Source organism: Paraburkholderia sp. 31.1 (assembly GCF_014397645.1).
In the GTDB taxonomy this organism is placed as follows: Bacteria; Pseudomonadota; Gammaproteobacteria; order Burkholderiales; family Burkholderiaceae; genus Paraburkholderia; species Paraburkholderia tuberum.
In genome coordinates this window covers 20,574-45,566 of record NZ_VZQN01000024.1, presented here as the reverse complement: position 1 = coordinate 45,566, position 24,993 = coordinate 20,574, and the positions used below count along the sequence as shown (strand labels likewise).

The following is a 24,993-nucleotide window of genomic DNA, read 5'->3' as shown; positions in this document are numbered from 1 at the left end:
AAACGCTATGCCACGCGCGACATCACGCGACGGCAGAAGGCGATGAACGGAAGCGGTGCGTGTAGCACGAGCATGCCGTCGTAATGGGCACGCGATTCCTGCACACGCGGGAACTGCGAAAGAAGGAGGCCGAATTGCATGAGGGATCTCCGTGCGCCGGTTTCGACGCGCTGGTGGAAAGCCAGCAGACACGGAGGCCGCGTATGTCCGGGCGCGGCGGTGGAGGTCTACTCGCTTTCCTCAGTTGATAGAACGGGGAAGCGGCATAAGGGATAACTGTCACTGTCGGGCATGGCGGCTCCTTGTCGGTGTGTAGCGGGGACTGCGTTCGAGCGTCTGAAGCGTTCGCTACGCATGTTCGCTACGCATGTTCGCTACGCACGTGTTTATCCACGCGTTCGCGCGCATTGCGTTGAACTGTTTGCGTTGACTGACAACGCGCGCGCAAACGCGACCGCAAGCGCAAGGCTCGCGATGCGACGCCGTATCGGCGCGTGAACGCGCGTGAACGCGGCGTTCCTGTCACGCGGATACGACGTTACTTTAGGTGCACGGGAAGAGACTGCGGCGCGCACCGTCTGCCAACTGGCAAGACGGCGGCTGATGAAGAGAGCGCGGACGTCCTGCCGGTCAGGCAGCGAATCTGTTCGAAAGTCGGCTACTGCAGGTGTCCAAGGCACGGGCCCCATCGGTGATGATTTTTGAATTCTAGGGTTCGCCTTCCGCCGAGGTCAACCTGTTTCTTAAGCAGAGCAGAAAAAATGTGCGGCGCGCGACGGTGGGCACTTTGAATGACATGCGGGTCGAGGCCGATATAGGGGGGAGGTCGAACAGGCGGCACCGATCCGTCCGGCCGATGCCACCACGCCGTGCTCACTGATTGGCGCGCCGTCGCTCGGTCAGCCGGTTATGCACGCTTCTGACCCCGCGAACCGATCGCGCGGCGTTGCCGGCTCGTGCGATTTGCGATTGCCGCGGCACGGTGCCGGTCAGCGTAACGATGCCGTGACGCGCTTCGACACGGATGTTCGCCGAATTGAGGTTCGTGGTGCGCGTGAAAGCGCGGCGGACGTCGCGGACGATTGCGCTGTCGGACCGGTTGTTGTTCCGGTTCGAAGCCGCTGGGACCGACTGGCTTTGCATCGACGCATCGTTCGGCATCTCGCGCGTCTGTGCGTTTGCATAGGTCGCGCAAGTCGCGATGGCCACCGCGAACAGTGCACCGAGGATTCTGCTCGCGCCGTTTGTTTTCATTCTTCCTCCTTTGCCGGTTTGTCAGGAACTGCCGTTCGAGCCGCGTGCTGCCAGCGGGGAAGAGGCGGCGCAACGCACTACCGCCTCGCGACGAGTCATCGACCGTCGGCCCCGATTATATTCTGCGGCGCACGCGCCGATACTGATAGGTGAGAAGATTCGGGAGCCGCCGAGGTGAGAATATGCGCACCTGTACGCGCACTTCAAAATTGAAGGTGAGGGAATTCGGGAGTCGCCCGGACGGCGCTACAAATTGCGAATGCTTTCCTGAGAAACTAGTATCGCATTCCCAACCTTGCTTCCTTTTCGTCAGGTTCGCCCACGTCGATGCAACGTTTCCGTCAGAGGCGTCATGCGGTCAGGCCGTCTGGCCGGAAGCCGGCGAAGGCGGCGCGCACAAGAGACAAAGGCGCTGCTCGAACCCGAGACGGTCGACGAAGACCGTCGCAATCATCTGATCGCGTTAAGCGATGCCGCACAGGCGCTCGTCCCCGAACTCGCGCAATTGGACGATCAGAACGACGACGAATTTTGCGGCCATCTGCCCGCGCAGCTTAGAACGGCGATCGTCGACGCGCTGAAGAACGTCGTCGCGGTGCGTGAGCTGAAGAACGTGCCGATCGAATGAACGTGGCGCGTGCATCGCGTCAAAGGTGAGGACTTTCGGGAGTCGCGCGCGGGCGGTTCTTTTGCAACTAACCGGCCGGGCCGGGAACGGCACAAACCGCGCGGCAAGAGGCTCGCGGGAATGCGCGCATTTATGCCTGTCAGCCATAGGTGAGGATATTCGGGAGCCGTCGATGCTGTATCGGGCGACGGCCCGTCGTGCCGACGTACAAAACGCGCTTCATGCAGTCGCTAATCATGGCATCCGTCGCGGTGACCGTGCGCCGGCTGTGTAACGTAAGTCGTTGAATGTCTAGGCGATCTGCCGCGTAAGCGGCCGGCATCGGCGAAGCGATCCGGCTGCGTTCGATCAAAGGTGAGGGATTTCGGGAGCGGTGTGTGAGCGCCGCAATGCGCTCGCTGAAATGCCTCCTCGAGTCCTCTTTTCACCTCAAAGGTGAGGCTTTTCGGGAGAAACGACGACGGTAGCAGGCGCCGATCCGCCACTGCTCCGTGCTTGAGGTGAGGCTTTTCGGGAGCGCAAATACCCGGTAGCAATAGCCCGTTCAGGCCGATTTCGCGATCTCGCGAATGTCCGCGACCGGCGTCTGCCCGAACGCATCGCTGAGCGCATGGTCGATCAGCTGCGCCGCGCATTGCTCGGGCGTCGACAGTTGGCCGTTGCGCTTCAGCTCGTCGAAGCGCTGGCGCATCGGGAACTGCTCTTCGCCGCTACCGCGAATATGCGCCTGCATGTCCGTATCGATCACACCCGGCGCGAGGCTGCAGATGCGCAGCGCGCGATTCGCGTCGAGCGCGACGGCGCGCGCGTGATGATCGAGCGCGGCCTTGGTCGCGCAGTAGATGCTCCAGCCCGGATACGCGTTGCGCGCCGCGCCGCTCGAAATGTGCACGATGCGGCGGTCGGTTGCGTCGACGGCCGCGGCGGCGAGCGCGCTCGCGAGCATCAGCGGCGTCGCGACGTTCAGGCTCACCGCGTCCGCGACGCTCGCGGCGTCCTGTCCTTCGATGGGCCCGATCGGCTGCATCATGCCCGCGTTGTTGATCAGCAGCACCGTTTGCGCGCCGCGCACGAAGTTGCTCAGTGCGTCGGTGGCGATCCATTGCGCGACGCGTGCGGGCTCGGCCAGCGGCAGCTCGATCTCTTCGAGCCGCGCGGCAAAGCGCGCCTTCAGCGCGGCATGCCGCGAGCGCGACAGACCCAGCACCGTGACGTTGCGCGCGAGCAGTTGTTCGGCGAGCGCCGCGCCCAGGCCGCGCGTATGGCCGGTGACGATCGCGCGAATCGGAGAAGAGGAGGTCATGTCGTTCCTGGTGATCGTTGACGTGCAGAGTCGACGATTTTCTCACGCCGTATTCACACCGGGCGAAAGCGTTCGCGATACCGCATCGGCGTCACGCCAAGCCGCTTCGCAAACACGATGCGCATGCGGTCGGCGGTGCCGAAGCCGCAATCGTAGGCGATCGTCTTCAGCGCCGCGGCGCTGCTTTCGAGCAGCTTGCGTGCGGCATCCACGCGCGCGCGTTCGACGAATTCATGCGGCGTCACGCCGGTTTCCTGCACGAACACGCGCGCGAAGTTACGCGCGCTCATGCCCGCGACGTCGGCGAGCTGCTTGACGGTGAAGCTGTCATGGATACGCGCCATCACGTGCGCCTGCACTTTCGCGGCGGGCGAGGTGTCGTCGGCGGGCGCGGTCAGATAGGGGCTGAATTGCGACTGACCGCCTTGCCGCTGCGCGAACACGACGAGCCGCTTGGCGACCGCAAGCGCGGTATGCGGACCGTGATCCTCGGCCACCAGCGCGAGCGACAGATCGATGCCGGCCGTCACGCCCGCAGAGGTGACCAGCGGCCCGTCGCGCAGATAGATGCGATCGAAGTCGACCCGCGCGCGCGGAAACTGCGCGGCGAGTTGCGCGGCGTGCTGCCAGTGCGTCGTCACGTGGCGCCCATCGAGCAGGCCAGCGTGACCGAGCGCGAAAGCGCCGGTGCAGATCGAGCCGTAGCGGGCGCAACGTGTCGCGACGTTGGCGAGCCAGTCGAGCAGGCGCGCGTCCGGCACTTCGTTGTGCGGTAGCGCGGGGCCGCCGGCGACGAGCGCGAGATCGAACGGTTCGCGCGACTGCTCGAAGGTCGCGTCCGCCACCAGCGTCATCCCGTTCGATGCGCGCAGCGGCGCCGGGTCCGCGGCCAGCAGCTTGACCTCGTAGTGCCGCGTGGGCGCGACGAAGCGGTTTGCTTCGGAGAACACGTCGACGGGACCGGCGACGTCGAGTGCCTGCACTCCTGGGAAGATCGCGATCGCGACGGTGGGCATCGGATGACTTCCTCTGATGGGGAACGTGAAGGGCACGCCGCGGCAGTCAACGCTGTGCGTTTGGCAGTGTTCAACGGCTCGCGGCAATTGTTCGTGGCGCCGCGCTGGCCAATACTGGATCGGTCGGACGCGCGGTCTCACAGGCAGGCGACAGGCATCGACATCACGGCGCGGACCAGCATACCAAAACGCGCTCTGAAGCGGCGGCGCGCGTCCCGTTGATTACTTTCACATTCACGTTCGCATACGAAGGAGTACGCCGCATGACTACGACGATCGCAGGTATCCAGATTCCCGACAGCATGATGGCGCGTGAAGCCACCGAGCTCGTGCGCGACACCGAAACGGAGTTGCTGTATCACCATTCGCGGCGCGTGTTTCTGTTCGGCGCGCTGGCCGGGCAACGCAAGCAGCTGAAGTACGACCCCGAACTGCTGTACATCGGCGCGATGTTTCACGACATGGGTCTCGTCGCGCCATACAGCAGCGAGCAGGAGCGCTTCGAAGTCGACGGCGCGAATGCCGCGCGTGAATTTCTGCGGCGGCATCGGATCGGCGAGGACGACATCGAGCAGGTGTGGACCGCGATCGCGCTGCACACGACACCAGGCATTCCGCAGCATATGAAGCCGGTGATCGCGCTCGTCACGGCGGGTGTCGAAATGGACGTGCTCGGCCTCGCCTACGACGAATTCAGCGAACAGCAACGGGAGGAAGTCACGCATGCGCATCCGCGCGGCGCGCACTTCAAGGAAGGTATCATCGATGCGTTCGCGCACGGCACGATACACAAGCCGCACACGACGTTCGGCAACGTGAAGGCCGACGTGCTCGCGCTGAAAGACCCGCATTATCATCGCGAGAATTTTTGCACGATGATTCTGGGTTCGGCGTGGAAGTCGTGAAGGGCTGCTTGCGGCAGAAATGAGGTAGCGCGATAATGCATCGCTAATGCGATGCATGGAGAGAACGATGAAAAGCGCTACTTTCCCGTCGGTTCGGGTCAAGCCCGAGCTGCGGGCCGCGGCCGAGGACGTGCTGCAGGACGGCGAAAGCCTGTCCAGTTTCGTCGAGCAGGCGATCCGCGACAACATCGCGCGGCGCCTGAATGTGCGTGAATTCGTCGTGCGAGGGCTCGAGTCGCGTGCTGAAGCGAAGCAAAGCGGCGACTACGTATCGGCCGACGACGTGCTCGCCGGTCTCGAAACGCGGCTCCGCGAAGCAAAAACGAAGGCCCGCGCGAAGAAGCACCGATGACGTATCAGGTTCGTTTCACACGCGCAGCGGCGGCGGACCTGCAGAGACTGTACGATTTCATCCTCGAGCGGGACGACGGGGATTTCCCGCTCGCCAAACGCGCGTTGCAAGCCATCCGCGATGGTATCGCCACGCTGCGCACATCGCCGTTCACTTGCCGAAAGGTTCAGCGCGATACGCCGTTTTTGCGCGAGCTGCTGATCCCATTCGGTCGCGCGGGCTACGTCGCGCTGTTCGAGATCGACGACAACCAAACCGTGACCGTGCTGGCGGTGCGCCATCAGCTAGAGGATGATTATCACTGACCGAACTTTCGTCGCCGCGCCATGGTCATCAAAAACCTTCTCCGTAAGCTCGACCTCACCACGCTGCAGCTCTTTCTCGCCGTCTTCGAAGAAGGTACGCTCACGCGTGCCGCCGAGCGCGAGGCGATCGCCGTGTCGGCCGCCAGCAAGCGGCTGGTCGAACTCGAACAGGCGGTCGGCGCGTCGCTATTCCAGCGCAACGCGCGCGGCATGACGCTGACGCCGGCCGGAGAAACGCTGTCGCATCACGCGCGCCGACGAACTGAACCTCGTGATGTCCGCGAGTTAGACGCATAACCGCGCGAACATGCGCATGAGCTGCGAGTCGTCGCTCGCGGCGTTCGACGACATCGTGCGTTGCGCGATGGCCGCGGGCGTGCGGCTCAACGCGACCGTGGCGACCGCGTTCGGCTGTCCGTTCGAAGGGCGCATCGACGAAGACCGCGTGATCGGCATCGTCGACGCGTATCGCGAGATGGGCATCGAGGGCATTACCGTCGCCGATACCACCGGTATGGCGAATCCGCGCCAGGTGGCGCGACTTGTCAGGCGCACGCTCGAGCGGCTGCCGGCCGCCGCGCTCACGCTGCACTTTCATAACACGCGCGGCCTCGGTCTCGCCAACGTGCTCGCCGCGTATGAAACCGGCGTGCGCCGTTTCGACGCGGCGCTCGGCGGGCTTGGCGGCTGCCCGTTCGCGCCGGGATCGTGAGCCCGGTGATGGTCGGACGTGTGAAGGATCTGACCGGCAGCACGACGCCGGCGCTGTATGTGATCGGCGCGATGAGCGTGGTGTGCGCGCTGATCGTGCTGTATGGGTTGCCGGAGTCGTTGCGCAGTCGTGAAACGACGCAGTGAAATCGAGGGTGGAGGGCGCGGCCGTTGGCTTGCATCGCGTGAGGTGCCGCGCCGCTGCTGCCCGCTCCCGCATCCGCGCACGATAGGCCTGCCGTATCAAACACTTGGCTGGCCTGTGCGCAGGTTGTCCACAAGCTTGTTCCCAAATTATGTGGACAACTGGACTTCGAGGTCGGCGCGAGTGCAACGGCATCCTTGCGAAGCCCACTCGCCAGTATCACGGACTCCATAGCGACGCTCACTGCCTACGCGTGCACCGCGCGCGGATAGTTCTCATGCTTCAAGCACTTAAGCTCGCTGTGCGAAGGTTGTCCACAGGCTTGCCAACAATTTAGGTGGACAAGTTTTGTTGCCGACGGAGTGGCGAGGAGCGGGATTCGGCATCAGTTGTCCGCATCACGCCTTCAACCCGGAGGCCGAAGCGACCACCTCCTCCTGCACCTGCACCTGCAAAACCGCATCCCGCTTATCGAGCAGATGCTGCCGCAAAATCGCGCTGAGCTTCTTGCCGTCGCGAGCCTCGAGCGCCTTCAGCATTTCATCGTGATCGTGAATCGCGCGGTCCCACTTCGGCGTCTGATAGTTCGAGCGAAAGCGCAGCGCCTGCAGCCGCCGGTTGACCGACACATACGTCTGCCGCAGCGCCGAATTTCTTGCCGCTTCGTTGATCTTGTCGTGGATCGCCTGGTTGCGACTGTAGTAGCCCGGCAGATCGTTCTGCGCACGGCACGCCAGCATCGCGTAATGCAGCGCCTTGATCTCTGCGAGTTCGGCCGCGGTGATGCGCTCGGCCGCGAGTTCGCCGGAAAACGCTTCGAGGCCGCTCATCAATTCGAAGGTTTCGCGCACCTCCGCTTCCGACATCTTCGATACCGACGCGCCCCGGTTCGGCGAAATCTCGATCAGACCTTCGGCAGCCAGCACCTTCAGCGCCTCGCGCAGCGGCGTGCGCGAAATGCCGAGCGTTTCGCACAACTCCCGCTCGTTCAGTTTCTTGCCGGGCTCCAGCGCTCCCTCGACGATAAAGCGGCGGATGTGCTCCACCACCGTGTCGTGCAGGCGCTGACGCTCGACCTTTGGCATCAGCGGGGCAGCGGTCAGACCCGCGTCGAAATCCGAATTTTGCATACAAAAATCCTCAGCTTCACATGAACTGGATTTTATCGGAACCATATCAATTAGTTAATCCATGCGCACACGCGGGTAAACACGGGCCTTAAAGGCCAATTTTCGTCTTGGGAGCGTCACGGTTCATCTGATATAGTTTTTTGCATGCAAAATTCAATTGGAGGACTCTGATGCTGAAGCTAGATTTTCATCCCGCTGGCCGTCACTTCCTGCAGATTCCGGGGCCGAGTCCGGTGCCGGATCGCATCCTCCGCGCGATGAGCTATCCGACCATCGACCATCGCGGACCCGAATTCGGCGAGCTGGGTCTCAAGGTGCTCGACGGCATCAAGAAGATTTTCAAGACGCAGCAGCCGGTCGTCATCTATCCGGCGTCCGGCACGGGCGCATGGGAAGCCGCATTGTCGAATACGCTGAGCCCCGGCGATCACGTGCTGATGTTCGAGACCGGCCACTTCGCGACGTTGTGGAAAAAAATGGCCGAGCAGCTCGGCCTGAAGCCCGAATTCCTGGGGCTGCCAGGCATCGAAGGCTGGCGGCGCGGCGTGCAGCCGCAGATGATCGAAGAGCGTCTGCGCGCCGACACGCAGCATGCGATCAAGGCGGTCTGCGTGGTGCACAACGAAACCTCGACCGGCGTCACGTCCGACATCGCCGCCGTGCGTCGCGCGATCGACGCCGCGAGCCATCCGGCGCTGCTGCTCGTCGACACGATCTCCGGTCTCGCGTGCGCTGATTATCGTCATGACGAATGGGGTGTCGACGTGACCGTGTCGGGCTCGCAAAAGGGCTTGATGCTGCCGCCGGGCATCAGCTTCAACGCGATCTCGCCGAAGGCGATGGCCGCCAGCCAGCACGCGAAGCTGCCGCGCAGCTTCTGGGACTGGGCGGAAATCGTCGAGATGAACAAATCCGGCTACTGGCCGTACACGCCGAACACGAACCTGCTGTACGGGCTGCATGAAGCGATCGAAATGATTCTCGGCGAAGGGCTGGACAACGTGTTCGCACGCCACGAGCGGCTTGCCGAAGCGACGCGCCGCGCGGTGCGCGCGTGGGGGCTCGAAATCCAGTGTGCCGATCCCGCCGTCTATAGCCCGGTGCTGACGGGCGTGATGATGCCCGATGGTGTCGATGCCGACGCGGTGCGCAAGCTGATCTACGAACGCTTCGACATGTCGCTCGGCACGGGCCTCGGCAAGATGAAAGGCCGCATGTTCCGCATCGGCCATCTTGGCGATTGCAACGATCTGATGCTGCTCGCGACACTGGCTGGCTGCGAAATGGGTCTGCGGCTTGCTGGCGTGCCGCTCAAGGAAAGCGGCATGCCGGCCGCGATGGAGTGGCTGAGCCAGGCACCGAAGACGTCGGGATTGAAGGCCGCGGCTTGATTGTCGGGCGCAGGGAGCGCTTCCCTCATCGAGCCGCGCGCAGAACGCGGCCAGAACAACATGCAATGCGTCCATAGCGGCTCTCGCGGCCGACGGGCGACGGACGCAGCGCGCCACTTCAGGCGCGCCGTCGACACATGCCATGGAGAGAGACGATGAAGCGGTTTCGTTTGACCAGTGCGACCAGTATCGTTCTAGTGATGCTCTGCATCATGTACTTCATCACGTACCTCGATCGCGTAAACGTCAGCACCGCGGCGGCGGGTTTCGGCAAGGAATTCAATCTCACGCATACGCAGGTCGGGCTCGTGTTCTCGGCCTTCGCGTATCCGTATCTGCTGTTTCAGGTGATCGGCGGCTGGGTCAGCGATCGCTTCGGCGCGCGACGCACGCTGCTGTTCTGTGGCGCCATCTGGGGTCTCGCGACGGTGTTCACGGGCTTCGCGGGCGGACTCGCTTCGTTGCTCGCCGCGCGGCTCGTGCTCGGTTTCGGTGAAGGCGCGACGTTCCCGGCCGCAACGTCGGCGATGTCGCGCTGGGTCGCGAAAGAAAAACGCGGCTTCGCGCAGGGCATCACGCACGCGGCGTCGCGAATCGGCAACGCGGTCGCGCCGGCGCTCATCGTGATCGTGATGACCAACTGGGGCTGGCGCGAATCGTTCTTTATCTGCGGCGCGCTGAGTCTGGTGTGGGTGGTCACGTGGGCGGTCACGTTCACCGAGCATCCGAAAGATCATCCGCGCATCACGCCCGAGGAACTCGCGGTGCTGCCCACGCCGAAGCCGAAAGTCTCCGGCCTGCCGTGGGGCAAGCTGTTTCGCCGCATGACGCCGGTCACGATCGTCTACTTCTGCTACGGCTGGACGCTGTGGCTGTTCCTGAGCTGGATTCCGCTGTACTTCCTGCATAACCACCATCTGCAATTGAAGAAGTCGGCGATCTTCGCGTCGGTCGTGTTCTTCGCGGGCGTGATCGGCGACACGCTCGGCGGCATCGTCACCGATGCGATCTTCAAGCGCACCGGCAGCCTCAAACGCGCGCGCAGCTGGATGGTGTCGGTGTGCATGCTGTTCTGCCTGCTGTCGCTGATTCCTCTGATGTTCACGCATGACCTGACGCTGTCGATTGCCTGTCTCGCGTCGGGCTTCTTCTTCGCCGAGATGACGATCGGCCCGATGTGGGCGATCCCGATGGATATCGCGCCGGACTTCTCCGGCACCGCGAGCGGCATGATGAACACGGGCTCGGCGCTCGCCGCGATCATCTCGCCGGTGATGGGCGGCTTTCTGATCGACCGCTTTGGCAACTGGGATCTGCCGTTCGTGGGCAGCATGTTGCTGATGGGCATCGGCGTCGTGCTCGCGTTCCGCATGCAGCCCGAGAGCCGCTTCGAAGTTGGCGCGTCGGAGAAGACGCACGTTTCCACCCGGATGGGCGTGTAAAACATGACTTCATCATTGAGTCAGCTGCTTGCCGATGCGCGTCGCAATCGCACGGTGCTCGATACATTGCCGCCGGAGCTGCTTCCTTCCGATGCCGACGCGGCCTACGCAATCCAGCACGAAATCTTGAGCGCGTGCGGCGCGCGAATCGGCGGCTGGAAGATCGGCGCGAAATCGGCGAGTGGACCGATTCAAGGCGCGCCATTGCCCGACACCGATCTGCACGCCGACGGCGCGCGTCTGTCGCGCGAAGGCTTCGCGCCGCTCGGGCTCGAACTCGAAGTCGCGTTCCGTCTCGGCCGGCGTTTCGAGCCGTCCACGAAACCGTACCGCGAGGACGAAGTGCTCGCGGGCATCGGCTCGATCGGCGCGACCATCGAGATCGTCGCGAGCCGCCATGCCGCGTGGCCCGCCATCGACAAACTCGCGCAGCTCGCGGACCTGCAAAATCACGGTGCGCTGATCGCCGGTGAATTCACACGGTATCGCGAGGACTTTCCGTTCGTCGCGCCGTCGCTGCGTTTCGCGTTCAACGGAGGCAATGTCGTCGAAACGACGCCCGCGAATCCGGCCGGCGATCCGCGGCGGCTGTTGACGTGGCTCGTCAATCACGCGAGTTCGCGCGGCATTGCGGTGACGCCGGAGATGGTGATCACCGCCGGTTCGTACACCGGCATGTTCTTTCCGCGCGAGGCGGGCGACGTGAGCGGGCATATCGAAGGACTCGCGCCGGTGCATCTGACGCTGTACTAGGTAATTCGAGCTGCGCGGTTCAGGCGCGCTCCTCACAGGCCGACGAAATGACGAATCCCACTGCGGGCTTGCTCGTCAAGCCGATCCATCTGGTCCCCTCCGCCGCGCGCGCAACGAGTCCGCTCGCGCAGCATCTGCGCAAAGCGCTGCGCGGCGACGTGCTGTTCGATCTCGCCAGCCGCGGCCGCTACGCGACCGATGCGTCGATCTATCAGATCACGCCGGTCGGCGTCGTGGTGCCGCGCGATCAGGACGATCTGCGCATCGCGCTCGAGATCGCGCGCAGCGAGAAAGTACCGCTGCTCGCGCGCGGCGCGGGCACGAGCCAGTGTGGGCAGACGGTCGGCGAAGCGCTGGTGGTCGATACGAGCAAGTGGCTCAACAACATCGTCGCGTTCGATGCCGACGCGCGCACCGTGACGGTCGAGCCCGGCGTCGTGCTCGATCATCTGAACGCGTGGCTGAAGCCGCATGGACTGTGGTTCCCGGTCGATGTATCGACGGCTGCCCAGTGCACGATCGGCGGCATGGCCGGCAACAACTCGTGCGGCTCGCGCTCGATCGAGTACGGCAACATGGTGCACAACGTCGAGGCGATCGACGCGATTCTCGCCGACGGCAGCGAAGCGCGCTTCGCGTCGCTGCGCGAGCCGCCGCAAGGCGAGCGCTTGCAGCAGATCGTCGCGGGCGTCACGCGGATCGCGCAGCGCGAGCGTGACGAAATCATCGCGCGCGTGCCGAAGGTGCTGCGCCGCGTCGCGGGCTACAACATCGATCTGTTCGATTGCCAGAATCCGCGCGCCTACACCGATGACGGCAGCGCGAACCTCGCGCATCTGCTGGTCGGCTCGGAAGGCACGCTCGCATTCAGCCGGCAGATCACGTTGAAGCTCGCGCCGCTGCCCGCGCACAAGGCGCTTGGCGTGGTCAACTTTCCGACCTTCCGGCAGTCGATGGCGCTCACGCAGCACATCGTCAAGCTGAAGCCGGTCGCTGTCGAACTCGTCGATCGCACGATGATCGATCTCGCGTTGAGCAATCCCGCGTTTCGTCCGGTGATCGGGAAGGCGCTGGTCGGCGAGCCGCAGGCGATTCTGCTCGTCGAATTCGCGGGCGAGGATCGCGACGCGCAGCTCGCGTCGCTGAAGCAGCTCGCGGAGTTGATGGGCGAGTTGGGCCTGCCCGATGCGGTCGTCGAGATGCCGGACGCAAATGCGCAAAAAGCGCTGTGGGAAGTGCGCAAGGCTGGTCTCAACATCATGATGAGCATGAAGGGCGACGGCAAGCCGGTGTCCTTTATCGAAGATTGCGCGGTGCCGCTCGAACATCTGGCCGACTACACGAGCCGGCTGACCGACGTGTTTCATCGCCACGGCACCGAAGGCACGTGGTACGCGCATGCGAGCGTCGGCACGCTGCACGTGCGGCCGATTCTCGACATGCGCCGCGACGGCGCGACGAAGATGCGCGCGATCGCCGAGGAAGCGGCCGCGCTCGTGCGTGAGTACAAGGGCGCGTATTCCGGCGAGCATGGCGACGGACTATGCCGTGGCGAATGGGTCGCGTGGCAATACGGGCCGCGGCTCAACCAGGCGTTCAGCGAGATCAAGGCGTTGTTCGATCCGGACAACCGCTTCAATCCCGACAGGATCGTGCGTCCGCCGAAGATGGACGACGCGCGCAATTTCCGCTTTGCGCCGGGCTATCGCGAACAGCGCATCGAAACGGCGCTCGACTGGTCGACGTGGAACGTGAAGCGCGACCCGCTGACGGGAGAAGAAAGCGCGCCCGGCCGCGGCGACGATCTGAGCGGCGGCCTCGCGAAAGCGGTCGAGATGTGCAACAACAACGGCCACTGTCGCAAGTTCGACGCGGGCACGATGTGCCCGAGCTATCGCGTGACGAAGGACGAGCAACATTTGACGCGCGGGCGGGCCAACACGTTGCGGCTCGCGATTTCGGGGCAGCTCGGCGAAAGCGGGCTCGCGAGCGATGACGTGAAGGAAACCCTCGACCTGTGCGTATCGTGCAAGGGCTGCAAGCGCGATTGCCCGACCGGCGTCGATATGGCGAAGTTCAAGATCGAGGCGCGGGCGGCGCGTGTCAAGACGCATGGGGTGCGGCTGCGCGACAGGCTCGTCGCGTTCATGCCGCGCTATGCGGGCGCGGCGAGCCGCATGCCGAGGCTGCTGGCGCTCGCGGACAACGTGCCGGTGCTGTCGACGTGGTTCAAGCGCTCGGTCGGCTTCGCGACCGAGCGGAGTTTGCCGCGGTTCAAGAAGGCGTTTCTGGCCGATGCGGTGTCCGCGAAGCCTGCACGCAACGCTGCGCAGGCGTGCGCGCTGAAAGAAGTCCTGCTGTTCGTCGATACCTTCAACAACCACCTCGAGCCCGACAACGCGCGCGCCGCGCAACAGGTGCTCGAAGCGGCGGGCTACACGGTCCACTTCAATGCACGCCCGGGAGAGCGTCCCGTGTGTTGCGGCCGCACGTTTCTCGCGGCGGGTCTCGTCGACGAAGCGAAAGAGGAAGCGCGGCGCATGCTCGAGCTGTTCAGGCCGTTCGTCGAGCGTGGCGTGCCGGTGGTGGGGTTGGAGCCATCGTGTCTGCTGTCGTTGCGCGATGAATTCCTGCAGTACGGCTTCGGCGAAGAGGCGCAGCGCCTCGCGCAGCACGCATTTCTATTCGAGGAATTCCTCGTGCGCGAAGAAAAGGCCGGACGATTGCAGCTCGAATTGAAGCCGCTGCCGATGCAGCAGGCGCTCGTGCACGGCCATTGCCATCAGAAGGCGTTCGACGCATTCACGCCGGTGCAGACCGTGCTGAAGTGGATTCCCGAATTGAAGGTATCGACGGTCGAATCGTCGTGCTGCGGCATGGCCGGCAGCTTCGGCTATGAAGCGGAGCACTACGCGAGCTCGCAGGCGATGGCCGAGCTGTCGCTGCTACCCGCGGTGCGCAAGCTGGACGCGGCCACGCTGATGGTCGCCGACGGGACTAGCTGCCGGCATCAGATTCACGACGGCGCGGGCGTCGACGCGATCCACGTCGCGCGCGTGCTGGCGATGGCGCTGCGATGACACGGAGCTAACCGCAAAGCGAAACTCAAACGCGAATCTCAAACACCGATAGCCTGCCGGAACCCACTCGGCGTTACCCCGACAGCCTCGCGAAACCGGTGACTAAAGTGACTCGCGTTTGCATAGCCACACTGCCCGGCGATCTGCGCGAGCGGCAACGTCGTCGTGCGCAGCAGCGTGCGCGCGCGATCGAGCCGCTGCCGCGCGATCCAGGCGGCGGGCGGCAACCCGAACGACTCGCGAAACATCCGCGCAAGATGAAACTCCGACAGCGCCGCGACACCCGACAGCTCCCCAAGCGTCAACGGCTGCGCAAGATGAATGTCGATATAGTCGCGCAGGCGGCGCCGCGTCGCGGCCGACAGCCCGCCTTTCAGCGCCACGTTCGCGCGCCGTACGCCCTGGCCGCGCAATAGCAGGCTCAGCACTTCGTGCGCGGTCTCGTTGGTGCGCAGCAGACCGTCGGGACTTTTCCACTCCTCGTTGACGAGCGACTGACACAGACTCGCAATGCGCGGGTCCTCGAAATAGGTGCGATCGGCGAGCGTCAGTTCGCGCGGTTCGCGGTCGAGCTCCTGCACCGCGCGTCGCGTGAAGTGCTCGGGCAGGAAGTACAGATGCATGAAGTGCATGTGGCCGCGCACCCACCAGCGCGATTCGTGATCGCCGGGCAGTGCGCACAGCCGCGACGGCGCGCCGTAGTGGCCCGGCATTTTCTGGCGCTCGGTGCGATAGCCGCCGTCCAGATAGCACGACAGCGTGTGATGGCCGGGCCGTTCGTAGACGGTCTCGTCCTCCTTCGTGTCGCGAGTCCATAGCGCGATCGCGAGTCCGTCGCCGAGCCACGCGAAGCGGTCCAGATGCGCGTTCGCACTGGCCAGCGTGTGACAGACCGACTGGAGGCCAAAAGGCATGCCGGCGGTGGATATCACGGGGACGGACGGGGTGGGGTTCACGGCGGCGCGCGGAGGTTTTCCGGTGTACGGTGGTGGTTGAGCGGCCAGTATACGGCGCGTCCCGTCAGCCTGCGCATCGGCGCGAAAAAGTGCGCAATTTTGGACAATTGCGGGCGGCGGCGCGGTTCCATAGTCGGGCTTTCTTCCATGCTGCGCGTCATCGCAGTCCGTCATTGCAGTCTGAGGCCCGACCATGAATCTCCTCCTTTATGCCATCACCGTGCTGATCTGGGGCACCACGTGGATCGCAATCAAATGGCAACTCGGCGCGGTGCCGCCACCGGTATCGATTGCATGGCGTTTCTGGATCGCCGCGCTGCTGATGTTCGCACTGGCGCGCATCATGCGCCGCCCGATCTGGCCGCCGCGCGACGCCTGGCGCTACCTCGCCGCGCAGGGTCTCGCGCTGTTCTGCCTGAATTTCCTGTGCTTCTACTACGCCGAACAGCTCGTGCCGAGCGGGCTCGTCGCGGTGGTGTTCTCGACCGCGCCACTGCTGAACTCGATCAACGGGCGGCTGTTCATGGGCCGGCCTCTGCAGCCGAGCGCGATTGCGGGTGCGTTGCTCGGGCTCGTCGGCATCGTCTGTCTGTTCGTGCAGCAGATGGCCGGGCATCTCGGCGATCACACCGCATGGCTCGGGCTCGGCGTCGCGTTTCTCGGCACGCTGTGCTTCTCGGCCGGCAACCTGCTGTCGAGCCGCATGCAGTCGATGGGCCTGCATCCGTTCGCGACCAACAGCTGGGCGATGCTGATCGGTGCTGCCGTCCTGACGCTCGGTAGTCTGTTCGCCGGCTATTCGTTCGCGGTGGAACCGTCGGCGCGCTATCTCGGTGCGCTCGCGTATCTCGTGGTGTTCGGCTCGGTGATCGGCTTTACGGCGTACTTGATGCTCGTCGGCCGTATGGGCCCGGAGCGGGCCGCCTATTGCACGGTGCTGTTTCCGATCGTCGCGCTCGCGGCATCGACGCTGTTCGAGGGCTATCGGTGGTCAGCGCTCGCGGTGGTCGGTCTAATGCTCGTGGTGGCCGGCAATCTGGTGGCGTTCGATGTGACGCGGCGGCTTTTCGAGCGTCGCCGGGCGGCGCGGACATGATGAGCGTCTCGCTCAAGGTGAGGATTTACAGGAGCAGAAAAAGCAACTGGATCTCTAATCGGTGAGTCTTTACGGGAACCGGTTTTTACCGGTTTCGTGAAGGAAAGATTGTGTCGGAAACATGGTTCGATGCAAATCGAATGAATTGGATGTATCGGCATTCAATGATCATTTTTTCATCAATAAATTTACTATTTTTATATGAGAGGATAAAACGCCAAATCTGATGTGCGCGTCTCGCGCCTAGCAAGGACCGACTGCCGTGAAGCCTTTTTCCCGCCTTGGCTTGGCCGTGGTGTTAATCCACAGCCTGATCTCGCCGAATGTTTCCGCGCAATCCCAATTGAATTACACGACCTCATGGATCGGTAATAGTTTCGGATTCGGCGACGGCAAATGGATGCAGCAGGATATTCAGGCCATTAGCGTCGGCGCCAATGGCACCGTTTATACGAATGCGCCGTGGGACGAAAGCGGCAGTGAAATCGCCGCCTATCGCGCGGGCGACAAGCTCGCGGTGGCCGGATCGACGCACGGCTGGGGTGCGGCCGGCGGCGACGCGGTGACGGTGAATCACACGTACCTGTACGCGGCGATGTCGATCGGCAACGAGAACAATGCGCTGGTCGGCGCCGACTATCCGCCGGCCAATCAGACCTGGTACGGCGTCACGCGACGCACGCTTGCGAATCTCGCCACCGGCGCGCCGTTTTCCGGCGGCATCGGCAATAGCGCGACCGCGACGAAGAACAGTTTCGTCGCGGTCGATACGGTGAAGACTGGCACCGACGCGAGCATTCGCGGCCTCGCCGCAACCGACAGCGAGCTCTACGTGGCCGACACGTACGGCAACCGGATCGCGGTGTACGACGCGCAGTCCATGCAGCCGCTGCGTTCGTGGAGCGTCGCGTCGCCGGCCCGCATCGCGATCGACACCGACTCGACGCTGTGGATCATCAGCGGCTTCGGCACAGGCAATCTGAGCATCCTGCACTACCGCGCCGACGGCACCGCGCTCGCCGGTCCATTGACACTGCCCGCCGGCACCGTGCCGAGCGACCTCACAGTGACGCCATCCGGCCAACTGCTGGTCGCCGACAACGGCGTTTCGCAGCAGATCCTCGTGTTCAACAAGGGCGCTGGCGGCCAGATGCAGGCGGGCGCGTCGATCGGCACGCGCAACGGCATTTTCCATCCCGTGCGCGGCGTGCCCTGCGATACGCGTTTCAACGGCATCACCGGCATCGGCGTCGACGCGGCCGGCAATCTGTACGTCGCGCAAAATGGCGAGGGACCGCGCGCGCTCGGCTCGGCATCCGTAGGGCAGGGCGCAGTGCTGGAGAGCTACGTGTACGGCACGCGCGTGCTCAACTGGCGGCTCTACGGTCTGAGCTTCGTCGATAGCGGCGCGTTCGACCCGGCCACGCCCGCTTCCATCTATACGGGCTCGAAGCGCTTCACGCTCGATTACAGGCAGCCGGTCGGCCACGAATGGTCATATGCGGCGTTCACGCTCGATCGCTTCGATTACCCCGACGATCCCGCCTTTCACGAGCCGCGCGGCGTGCGTGGCGAACCGATGGTGCGCAGATTCGATGGCCAGCGCTTTCTCTATACGCTCGATCCGGGCGCGCACTATCTGAACGTCTATCGCTTCGATGCCGCGCATGGCGAGATCGCGATACCGTCGGGGATGCTCGCGCAGAATCCGCTGCCCGGCGCATGGCCTGCCGCGCAACCGACGTACGGCGAATGGCTGTGGCGCGACAGCAATGGCAATGGCGCCGTCGACGCGAGCGAGATCAGCGGCAATCCGTCGACCGGCAGCACGGTCGGCGACGGCTTCTGGTGGGTCGACGAACCCGGCAACGTGTGGCTTGCCACGCCATTGAGCGGCGTGCGCGAGATGCCGCTGCAAGGTCTCGACTCCGCCGGCAATCCGATCTACACGTACGCGAGTGCGAAGATGTTTGCGATGCCCGCGCCATTCACGCGGCTCGCGCGGCTCGTCTACGTCGCAGCGACCGACACGATGTATCTGTCCGGTTTCACGAGTGCGATTCCGTGGGACCCGACGCACTGGAAGGAAGCGGGTCCGGTGCTGGCCCGCTACGACAACTGGAGCAGCGGCAACCCGACGCTGACATACACGGTCTCGCTGCCGTGGAACACGCAAAGCGATCCGCAGACCACCACGGTCGGCGTCGCGGTGGCGGGCAACTATATCTTCGTTGCCGAGCTGTACACCGATCGCATCGACGTCTACGACGCGCGCAACGGCACGGCGGTCGGTTACATGACGCCGGGCGCGAGCGTCGGCGGCACGAGCGGCTGGGTCGACGTGTATCTCGGCATCAGCGCGGTGCAGCGCGATAACGGCGAGTACGTGGTGCTGGTCGAAGACGACGCGCGCGCGAAGCTGCTGATGTATCGCTGGACGCCTTGACGTGGATCGCTGTCGCGCCGAACACGAATAGACGGCGGCGCACGATCGGTATATAACAACTTTACCGATGCACTCAATGGAGCGATGTTCGATCATGACGCAAGACGTTTCTCCCAAGCCGCCCTCCGACGATCGTCCCGAGATCGAGCAGCTCGACGCGGCGCTCAGTCACGTCGATCAGCAGGTGTCGTCAGGCGGCATTGCGTCGGGCGCCGCGAAAGGCATTGTGTACAGTCTGATCGAAACGCTCGGCGCGCTGGTCGGCGATCCCGATCTGCCGGAGCACGCACGTTCGGGTTACGAGGGACTGCTGGAGGCCGCGCGAGAGTTGCGCGCGAAGTTGGAGCGCTGAACGCGCGGGTCCGCTCCGGCGCAGCCATCGTGCCGTCTGCTATACAAAAGCGCACTGTGTAACTCACCGTGCGCTTTTTTTCATGCTCACTGAGGCTCACGCGCCGAGCGCCACCTCTTCACCGCTCGTCTGCGCCAGCAACTGGTGAATCTGCGCGACCACGGCCGCGCCTTCGCCGACCGCCGCGGCCACGCGTTTCGTCGACCCGGCACGCGCATCGCCGATCGCATAGACTCCTTCGACCGTGGTCCCGAGGTCGCACGCGGTGGCCGAGCCATGCGCGCTGATGCCGGTCAGCACGAAGCCTTTCGCGTCGAGCTGCACGCCGCAGGTACGCAGCCATTCAGTGTTCGGGTCCGCGCCGGTGAACAGAAACAGATGCCGGGTGTCGAAGTGATCGACGCCGCCGGGCAGCGGCCGCTTCAGCGCGACCGACACGAGCCCGTCCTCATCGCCTTCGAGCCGGCCGACTTCCGAATTCGGATGCACGAACACGTTCGGCAGCGAGCGGATGCGGTCGATCAGATAGCGCGACATGGTCGCCTCGAAACCGCTGCGGCGGATCAGTACGTGAACCTTGGCCGCGTGCGTCGCCAGATAGACGATCGCCTGGCCGGCCGAATTGCCGCCGCCAACCAGCACGACCTCCTGGCGCTTGCACAGCTTCGCCTCGACCGGCGACGCCCAGTAGTAGACGCCGCGTCCGTCGAAGCGCTCGAGCCCGTCGAGCGCCGGGCGCCGGTACACGGCGCCGCTCGCTATCACGATCGCCTGCGCGCTGATGTGGCCGCCGCATTTCAGCTCGAGCCGATACGGCGACTGCCCGCAATGCAGCGCTTTCACGTTGACTGGGATCGCCACGTGCGCGCCGAACTTCTGCGCCTGCACGAACGCGCGGCCGGCGAGCGCCTGGCCCGAGATGCCGGTCGGAAAGCCGAGGTAGTTTTCGATGCGCGAGCTCGCGCCCGCCTGGCCGCCCGGCGCGCGGCTGTCGAGCACGATCACCGAAAGTCCTTCGGAGGCCGCGTACACCGCGGCGGCGAGTCCCGCCGGCCCCGCGCCGACGATCGCGACGTCGTACACGTACGTGTCGTCGAGATCGGGCAGCATACCTAAGCGAGTGGCAAGCTCCGGCATGCTCGGATGACGCAGCACCGAGCCGTCCGGGCAGATCACGAGCGGCAGGTCGTCGCGCTGCGCGGCGAACTGCTCGATCAGACGCAACGCGTCTTCGTCGCGTTCGTCGAGTACCGAATGAGGATGGCCGTTGCGCGACAGGAAGCCTTGCAGCATCACGAGCCGCGCGTCGCTGCTATCGCCGACGAGGATCGGCCCGCCCGCGCCCTTTTCGATCAGCGACACGCGCCGCAGAATCAGCGCGCGCATGATGCGCTCGCCGAGTTCCGCTTCGGCGACGATCAGCGCGCGCAGGCGCTCGGGCGGAATCAGCAGCGCTTCGACGGCGCTGATCGCGAGGCCGTTCACGAGCGCGGGCTTGCCCGACAGCTGCCCGACCTCGGCCAGGAAATGCCCGGCGCCGTGCTCGCCGATCAAGACTTCGCGGCCGATGCCGTCACGCTGATAGACCTTCACGCGTCCTTCGAGCAGAACGAACATGCCGGGCCCGGTGCGCCCGGTCTCGAACAGCAGTTCGCCGGACTTCCAGTGACCGACCTCGCCGAAGCGGCGGAGCCGATCGATCTCGGCGCAACTGAGCTCCGGAAACATCTGGTGCATACGCGTCGACAGCGACGAAAACGGCGCGTCGGCGACGACCCCCTGCTGTCCTTCCACCTCTTGAGTCGAAACGTCCTGAGTCGAAAGCATTGAACCGCTCCTTCGATATTCATTGCACGATTGAACGCGAGGCAACGCGATGCGCGCTCGTACGCCGGGACGAGCCGTGCCGCGCGCGTCAGGCGGACGATGCCGCCGCTGATTACGGCTAAACGGCTTTGGGCGCGATGTCGTCGACCGCGACTTCCGGCGGCGGCATCGCGGGCAGCGAGTCGACCGGCTTGCCCGAATCGCGCCAGGCTTCCATGCCGCCGCGCAGCGGCAGCACGTCGGAGAAGCCGGCTTCGTTGAGCTGCTTGGCCATCCATGCCGCGGAAATCTCGTTCGGGCAGGAGCAGTAGATCACGAGCTTCTGATCGTGCGCGTAGGTGGCGACGATGTCGTCGAGTTGCCGTTCATCGGCGAATTGCGCGCCGGGGATCACGAACGGATCGAGCTTGCGCTTCTCCTCCGAACGGATGTCGAACACGACCGGCGCCCGGTCAGCCGCGAACAGCTTCGCGAGTTCGTCGACCTCGATGCGCGCGGACGCGAGCTTCGCGATCAACTGACGGCGCCGGATCCACCGGTACACCGCGTACAGCACCAGCAACGCGACGACGACGAGCGCCGCCGTGCGCCCGAGCCGCCCGGCAATCGCGAACAGCATGTCGATCTGCCGCGCGAACAGCGCGCCGATGATCAGCCCGGTCCCGGACCACAGCGCGGCGCCGACGCCGTCATAGGTGAGGAAGATGCGGTAGCGCGTGCCCATCGCGCCGGCCATCGGGATCGACACGATCGACAGCCCCGGCACGAACTTCGCGACCGCGAGCACGCGCACGCCCCAGCGGCCGAAGAAGCGCTCGGTCTTTTTCACGCAGGTGTCACGCGACAGCGACAGCCGGCAGATCGTCTTCAGCGTATTGCCGCCGTAGATGCGGCCCGCGACGTACCACGCGCTGTCGCCGATCAGCGTCGCGAAGATCGACAGCACGAGGACCGGCAGCAGTTGCGTGCCGACCGAGCCGGGGTGCATCGCGGCCATCGCGCCGAACAGCACGAGCGACGGCATGGCCGGCACCGGCAGCCCGAGCGCGGCGGCCAGCACATTGAGGAAGACGAGCGCCGGTCCATATTGCGCGACGAGGTCATGTAGCATCGGTTTAACATCCGCGGCCCTTGCGGGCGCAGCGCGGTAAGGAATGCAAAGGGGAATGCAAAGATTATGGACGTATTTTCGAGACGTGCAACCGGCCCGGAAATTGGCCCGTCTTCTGGCTGCGATCAGGTCGCCCTATATGGCCGCATGCCTTGATACACAAGCGTGGCAACCGCTTGTGACAAGTTGCTGAAGGCTGGGTAAGCGCGCTCGACGAGACGCGAAGGCGCTTGCAAAAACCCGTAGGAAAGCGGGGATTGGCGGCGTGAACGGAACGAACGGAAGCACGGCGACGCGCGCAGGCGCGCCCAATGCGAATAATCCCGCGCTGACGCGTCGAAGCGCGACGCAACCGGCGCGAGAGGCTGCCGAGTCACGCGACGGTCACACCCGCCGCGCGCCTGCTTCACTGACGATGATTGTGCTGCTCGCCCGGCAACTCGGCGCCATGCGCGCGGATCGCGGCGATCAGCTCCGCGGGCGTGATTTCGTAGCGCACTTCGCGATGTATGCCCGGCTTGCGCTCATCGACCTCGATCAGCAGGATGCCTTTGCCGTCTTCGGTCGATTCGAGGCGCAGCGAGCGAAGTTCGCGCGCCGTTGCGTCGTCGTATTCGGTGAGCAGGGCCATTGACCCGGAGGACCCGGTGATGCGCATCGAAGTTGTCCTTGTTGCGTTGGTGATGGAACCATTGTACGGGGCGGACGGCGTGCCGTCTGCCGCGTCGTCGTGCCGTGTCGCGTCTGCCTCTGTCTCGCCGGGGTTTTAGTCGAGTGTGACGCTGCCGCTAGCGGATTCGCGGTTGCGGAGCGAGCAACCAGTTTAACGCGACTCCTCGTCGCGACGGACGCATTTTTCATGCCCCACGGTGGCGCGACGTGCGTTCGGGTTTTGTCATGCGGGTGACGCGGGGGCGGGCTAGGAAGCGTTGGGCGCGCGCAAAAAAATAGCCCGTCCGGACAGGGACGGGCCGTTAAACGCCGTTGTTACTCGGGTCAGCCTGCCCTTGCAACATTGGGCGCTGACGACTCCATCCTCGTGCTTCGTTGGCCGGCTGTCGAGGTGGGGGTAATGCGGATCTATCAGATCAAAGTACTGTTTTCCGGTTCGGCGTTCACACGAGGCCGGTCGCGTAATACACCGCGATCACGAAGAACACCGCGAGCGTCTTGATCACGGTGACCGCGAAGATGTCGCGATACGACTGCCGGTGCGTGAGACCAGTCACGGCGAGCAGCGTAATCACCGCGCCGTTGTGCGGTAGCGTATCCATGCCGCCGCTCGCCATCGCGACCACGCGATGCAGTACTTCGAGCGGAATATGCGCGGCTTCCGCACCCTTGATGAACGTATCCGACATCGCGGCGAGCGCAATGCTCATACCGCCCGATGCCGAACCCGTGATGCCCGCCAGCGTGCTGACCGACACCGCGGCGTTGACGAGCGGATTCGGAATGCTTTTCAGCGCGTTGCTGACGACGAGAAAGCCCGGCAGCGCCGCGATCACACCGCCGAAGCCATATTCCGACGCGGTGTTGAGCGACGCCAGCAGCGCGCCCGCCACTGCCGCCTTGGTGCCCACCGCGAAGCGCTGGCTGACGCGACTGAACGCCGTCACGACGACCATCACGATGCCGAGCAGCAGCGCGCCCAGCACGGCCCAAATCCCCACGAGAGCCTTGACGCTCGTTTCGACCGGTGCATGCAGCCCCGGCAGGATGTCCGGGGTGACCGTGAAGGACGGACCGTACCAGGTCGGAATCCAGCGCGTCAGCAGGAAGTTCGCGACGCCGACCATGACGAGCGGCGCGACCGCCAGCAGCGGATGCGGCAACTGCTTCGACTCGACGCGCTCCGGCTCGTTGACGAGGTCGGTGCCGTAACCCTCGCCGGTCGCCATCGCGGCGCGGCGGCGCCATTCCAGATACGACAGACCGACCACGATGATGAACAGCGCGCCGAGCACGCCGAGCGTCGGCGCGGCCCACGAGGTGGTCTTGAAGAACGTCGTCGGGATGATGTTCTGGATCTGCGGCGTGCCGGGCAGCGAGTCCATCGTGAACGAGAACGCGCCGAGCGCGATCGCGCCGGGCATCAGCCGCTTCGGAATGTTGCTCTGGCGATACAGCTCGGCCGCGAACGGATAGACCGCGAACACGACGACGAACAGCGACACGCCGCCGTAGGTGAGCAGCGCGCACACCGCGACGATCACCGCGTTGGCGCGCGAGCGGCCGATATAGCGGATCGCGGCCGCGACGATGGACTCCGAGAAGCCCGACAGCTCGATCACCTTGCCGAATACGGCGCCGAGCAGAAACACCGGGAAGTACAGCTTCACGAAGCCGACCATCTTGTCCATGAAGATGCTCGTGAAGACCGGCGCGACGGCGGCGGGCTCGGTGAGCAGGACGGCGGCGAGCGCCGCGATCGGCGCGAACAGGATCACGCTGTAGCCGCGATACGCAGCGAACATCAGAAACGCCAGCGCGGCGATAACGATGAGAAAGGTCATTGAGTCTCCATAGCCCGGTTGTTCTACATGTTTGCCGTCCCGATCGAGCGACGGTGCGGCGCGCTCGGAACGCAGGTTCCATGCCATGGCTGCCGTTGTGCTGCTGGGCCGCCGTTGCGCATGGCGCGGCCGCGCAGCGGCGGGCCGAGGCATCGTTGGCGGATTGTACCCAAGCGTCTCCGAAACGGGACTTCCATCCGGTGAAGAACACCTGAAACCAGGGTAAGTCATGATGCATAAGGCCTATCGTGTGTCTCAATTTGGAGATAAATTC

General features: G+C 64.4%; 21 protein-coding genes and 3 pseudogenes. 14 read left to right on the top strand and 10 right to left on the bottom strand.

Features of this window, described 5'->3' with window-relative positions; translation table 11 throughout:
• Positions 1-5: 5 nt before the first annotated feature.
• Positions 6-140, bottom strand: a complete 135-nt coding sequence (locus F6X37_RS36980; protein WP_262419971.1) for a hypothetical protein — start codon at positions 138-140, stop codon at positions 6-8.
• 733 nt (positions 141-873) lie between these two features.
• The gene (locus F6X37_RS19625; protein ID WP_090808180.1) at positions 874-1,254 is read right to left on the bottom strand and encodes a BON domain-containing protein; all 381 of its coding nucleotides are present in this window, start codon (positions 1,252-1,254) and stop codon (positions 874-876) included.
• Between the two features lie 352 nt (positions 1,255-1,606).
• Between F6X37_RS19625 and F6X37_RS19620 the strand changes: the two genes are divergently transcribed.
• The gene (locus tag F6X37_RS19620) at positions 1,607-1,882 is read left to right on the top strand and encodes a hypothetical protein (RefSeq protein ID WP_187612463.1); all 276 of its coding nucleotides are present in this window, start codon (positions 1,607-1,609) and stop codon (positions 1,880-1,882) included.
• Positions 1,883-2,426: 544 nt separating this feature from the next.
• Here F6X37_RS19620 and F6X37_RS19615 read toward each other — a convergent pair.
• Both F6X37_RS19615 and F6X37_RS19610 read right to left on the bottom strand, forming a co-directional pair.
• Entirely contained in the window at positions 2,427-3,185 is a 759-nt protein-coding gene (locus F6X37_RS19615; protein ID WP_187612462.1) for an SDR family oxidoreductase, read from the bottom strand.
• Positions 3,186-3,238: 53 nt separating this feature from the next.
• Positions 3,239-4,201 (bottom strand): GlxA family transcriptional regulator, encoded by a 963-nt coding sequence (locus F6X37_RS19610; RefSeq protein WP_187612461.1) that lies wholly within the window; start codon positions 4,199-4,201, stop codon positions 3,239-3,241.
• A gap of 263 nt (positions 4,202-4,464) precedes the next feature.
• Between F6X37_RS19610 and F6X37_RS19605 the strand changes: the two genes are divergently transcribed.
• The 6 genes and pseudogenes from F6X37_RS19605 to F6X37_RS19580 form a co-directional block, all read left to right on the top strand.
• Positions 4,465-5,106 (top strand): HD domain-containing protein, encoded by a 642-nt coding sequence (locus tag F6X37_RS19605; protein WP_187612460.1) that lies wholly within the window; start codon positions 4,465-4,467, stop codon positions 5,104-5,106.
• A 67-nt stretch (positions 5,107-5,173) separates the two neighbouring features.
• Entirely contained in the window at positions 5,174-5,458 is a 285-nt protein-coding gene (locus F6X37_RS19600; protein WP_090808191.1) for a YlcI/YnfO family protein, read from the top strand.
• Entirely contained in the window at positions 5,455-5,763 is a 309-nt protein-coding gene (locus F6X37_RS19595; RefSeq protein WP_187612459.1) for a type II toxin-antitoxin system RelE/ParE family toxin, read from the top strand. Before F6X37_RS19600 ends, F6X37_RS19595 begins: the two co-directional genes overlap by 4 nt.
• Before the next feature lie 21 nt (positions 5,764-5,784).
• Positions 5,785-6,021: pseudogene (locus tag F6X37_RS19590) on the top strand (LysR family transcriptional regulator); the annotation flags it as partial.
• Positions 6,014-6,472 (top strand): annotated as a pseudogene (locus tag F6X37_RS19585) (hydroxymethylglutaryl-CoA lyase); the annotation flags it as partial. The pseudogenes F6X37_RS19590 and F6X37_RS19585, both read left to right, overlap by 8 nt.
• Positions 6,466-6,621 (top strand): annotated as a pseudogene (locus F6X37_RS19580) (MFS transporter); the annotation flags it as partial. The pseudogenes F6X37_RS19585 and F6X37_RS19580, both read left to right, overlap by 7 nt.
• Positions 6,622-7,017: 396 nt before the next feature.
• Here F6X37_RS19580 and F6X37_RS19575 read toward each other — a convergent pair.
• A complete protein-coding gene (locus tag F6X37_RS19575) occupies positions 7,018-7,749 on the bottom strand; it encodes a GntR family transcriptional regulator (protein ID WP_187612458.1) in 732 nt (243 codons plus the stop codon).
• Between the two features lie 170 nt (positions 7,750-7,919).
• Here F6X37_RS19575 and F6X37_RS19570 point away from each other — a divergent pair, with 170 nt between their 5' ends.
• From F6X37_RS19570 to F6X37_RS19555, 4 genes are all read left to right on the top strand, one after another.
• On the top strand, positions 7,920-9,140 hold the full coding sequence (locus F6X37_RS19570; RefSeq protein WP_187612457.1) for a pyridoxal-phosphate-dependent aminotransferase family protein: 1,221 nt from the start codon (positions 7,920-7,922) through the stop codon (positions 9,138-9,140).
• A 155-nt stretch (positions 9,141-9,295) separates the two neighbouring features.
• Positions 9,296-10,582 carry an MFS transporter gene (locus F6X37_RS19565; protein ID WP_187612456.1) on the top strand — a complete coding sequence of 429 codons (1,287 nt, stop codon included), beginning with the start codon at positions 9,296-9,298 and terminating at the stop codon, positions 10,580-10,582.
• A 3-nt stretch (positions 10,583-10,585) separates the two neighbouring features.
• The gene (locus F6X37_RS19560; protein ID WP_187612455.1) at positions 10,586-11,335 is read left to right on the top strand and encodes a 2-keto-4-pentenoate hydratase; all 750 of its coding nucleotides are present in this window, start codon (positions 10,586-10,588) and stop codon (positions 11,333-11,335) included.
• 47 nt (positions 11,336-11,382) lie between these two features.
• Positions 11,383-14,415, top strand: coding sequence for an FAD-binding and (Fe-S)-binding domain-containing protein (locus F6X37_RS19555; protein WP_187612454.1), 3,033 nt, complete (start codon positions 11,383-11,385; stop codon positions 14,413-14,415).
• A 38-nt stretch (positions 14,416-14,453) separates the two neighbouring features.
• Here the strand turns inward: F6X37_RS19555 and F6X37_RS19550 are convergent, their stop codons facing one another.
• Positions 14,454-15,329: a helix-turn-helix domain-containing protein gene (locus F6X37_RS19550; protein WP_187612453.1), complete on the bottom strand. Its 876-nt coding sequence runs from the start codon at positions 15,327-15,329 to the stop codon at positions 14,454-14,456.
• Positions 15,330-15,564: 235 nt separating this feature from the next.
• Between F6X37_RS19550 and F6X37_RS19545 the strand changes: the two genes are divergently transcribed.
• The 3 genes from F6X37_RS19545 to F6X37_RS19535 all read left to right on the top strand — a co-directional run bounded on the left by F6X37_RS19545 (position 15,565) and on the right by F6X37_RS19535 (position 19,265).
• On the top strand, positions 15,565-16,467 hold the full coding sequence (locus tag F6X37_RS19545; RefSeq protein WP_187612452.1) for a DMT family transporter: 903 nt from the start codon (positions 15,565-15,567) through the stop codon (positions 16,465-16,467).
• 262 nt (positions 16,468-16,729) lie between these two features.
• Complete coding sequence (locus tag F6X37_RS19540) at positions 16,730-18,913, top strand: hypothetical protein (protein ID WP_187612451.1); 2,184 nt, start codon at positions 16,730-16,732, stop codon at positions 18,911-18,913.
• Positions 18,914-19,007: 94 nt separating this feature from the next.
• A complete protein-coding gene (locus tag F6X37_RS19535; protein WP_184057620.1) occupies positions 19,008-19,265 on the top strand; it encodes a hypothetical protein in 258 nt (85 codons plus the stop codon).
• Between the two features lie 96 nt (positions 19,266-19,361).
• Here F6X37_RS19535 and F6X37_RS19530 read toward each other — a convergent pair whose 3' ends face one another.
• The 4 genes from F6X37_RS19530 to F6X37_RS19515 all read right to left on the bottom strand — a co-directional run bounded on the left by F6X37_RS19530 (position 19,362) and on the right by F6X37_RS19515 (position 24,719).
• Positions 19,362-21,092 (bottom strand): FAD-dependent oxidoreductase, encoded by a 1,731-nt coding sequence (locus F6X37_RS19530; RefSeq protein WP_187612450.1) that lies wholly within the window; start codon positions 21,090-21,092, stop codon positions 19,362-19,364.
• Between the two features lie 118 nt (positions 21,093-21,210).
• The gene (locus F6X37_RS19525; RefSeq protein ID WP_187612449.1) at positions 21,211-22,203 is read right to left on the bottom strand and encodes a DedA family protein/thiosulfate sulfurtransferase GlpE; all 993 of its coding nucleotides are present in this window, start codon (positions 22,201-22,203) and stop codon (positions 21,211-21,213) included.
• A 406-nt stretch (positions 22,204-22,609) separates the two neighbouring features.
• Complete coding sequence (locus F6X37_RS19520; RefSeq protein WP_008921056.1) at positions 22,610-22,861, bottom strand: hypothetical protein; 252 nt, start codon at positions 22,859-22,861, stop codon at positions 22,610-22,612.
• A gap of 457 nt (positions 22,862-23,318) precedes the next feature.
• Positions 23,319-24,719, bottom strand: a complete 1,401-nt coding sequence (locus tag F6X37_RS19515; RefSeq protein ID WP_187612448.1) for a GntP family permease — start codon at positions 24,717-24,719, stop codon at positions 23,319-23,321.
• Between the last annotated feature and the right edge of the window lie 274 nt (positions 24,720-24,993).

Coding starts and splice junctions, on each gene's coding strand:
- F6X37_RS36980 (WP_262419971.1), bottom strand. CDS start 140: ATGCAATTCGGCCTCCTTCTTTCGCAGTTCCCGCGTGTGCAGGAATCG.
- F6X37_RS19625 (WP_090808180.1), bottom strand. CDS start 1,254: ATGAAAACAAACGGCGCGAGCAGAATCCTCGGTGCACTGTTCGCGGTG.
- F6X37_RS19620 (WP_187612463.1), top strand. CDS start 1,607: ATGCGGTCAGGCCGTCTGGCCGGAAGCCGGCGAAGGCGGCGCGCACAA.
- F6X37_RS19615 (WP_187612462.1), bottom strand. CDS start 3,185: ATGACCTCCTCTTCTCCGATTCGCGCGATCGTCACCGGCCATACGCGC.
- F6X37_RS19610 (WP_187612461.1), bottom strand. CDS start 4,201: ATGCCCACCGTCGCGATCGCGATCTTCCCAGGAGTGCAGGCACTCGAC.
- F6X37_RS19605 (WP_187612460.1), top strand. CDS start 4,465: ATGACTACGACGATCGCAGGTATCCAGATTCCCGACAGCATGATGGCG.
- F6X37_RS19600 (WP_090808191.1), top strand. CDS start 5,174: ATGAAAAGCGCTACTTTCCCGTCGGTTCGGGTCAAGCCCGAGCTGCGG.
- F6X37_RS19595 (WP_187612459.1), top strand. CDS start 5,455: ATGACGTATCAGGTTCGTTTCACACGCGCAGCGGCGGCGGACCTGCAG.
- F6X37_RS19575 (WP_187612458.1), bottom strand. CDS start 7,749: ATGCAAAATTCGGATTTCGACGCGGGTCTGACCGCTGCCCCGCTGATG.
- F6X37_RS19570 (WP_187612457.1), top strand. CDS start 7,920: ATGCTGAAGCTAGATTTTCATCCCGCTGGCCGTCACTTCCTGCAGATT.
- F6X37_RS19565 (WP_187612456.1), top strand. CDS start 9,296: ATGAAGCGGTTTCGTTTGACCAGTGCGACCAGTATCGTTCTAGTGATG.
- F6X37_RS19560 (WP_187612455.1), top strand. CDS start 10,586: ATGACTTCATCATTGAGTCAGCTGCTTGCCGATGCGCGTCGCAATCGC.
- F6X37_RS19555 (WP_187612454.1), top strand. CDS start 11,383: ATGACGAATCCCACTGCGGGCTTGCTCGTCAAGCCGATCCATCTGGTC.
- F6X37_RS19550 (WP_187612453.1), bottom strand. CDS start 15,329: ATGCCTTTTGGCCTCCAGTCGGTCTGTCACACGCTGGCCAGTGCGAAC.
- F6X37_RS19545 (WP_187612452.1), top strand. CDS start 15,565: ATGAATCTCCTCCTTTATGCCATCACCGTGCTGATCTGGGGCACCACG.
- F6X37_RS19535 (WP_184057620.1), top strand. CDS start 19,008: ATGACGCAAGACGTTTCTCCCAAGCCGCCCTCCGACGATCGTCCCGAG.
- F6X37_RS19530 (WP_187612450.1), bottom strand. CDS start 21,092: ATGCTTTCGACTCAGGACGTTTCGACTCAAGAGGTGGAAGGACAGCAG.
- F6X37_RS19525 (WP_187612449.1), bottom strand. CDS start 22,203: ATGCTACATGACCTCGTCGCGCAATATGGACCGGCGCTCGTCTTCCTC.
- F6X37_RS19520 (WP_008921056.1), bottom strand. CDS start 22,861: ATGCGCATCACCGGGTCCTCCGGGTCAATGGCCCTGCTCACCGAATAC.
- F6X37_RS19515 (WP_187612448.1), bottom strand. CDS start 24,719: ATGACCTTTCTCATCGTTATCGCCGCGCTGGCGTTTCTGATGTTCGCT.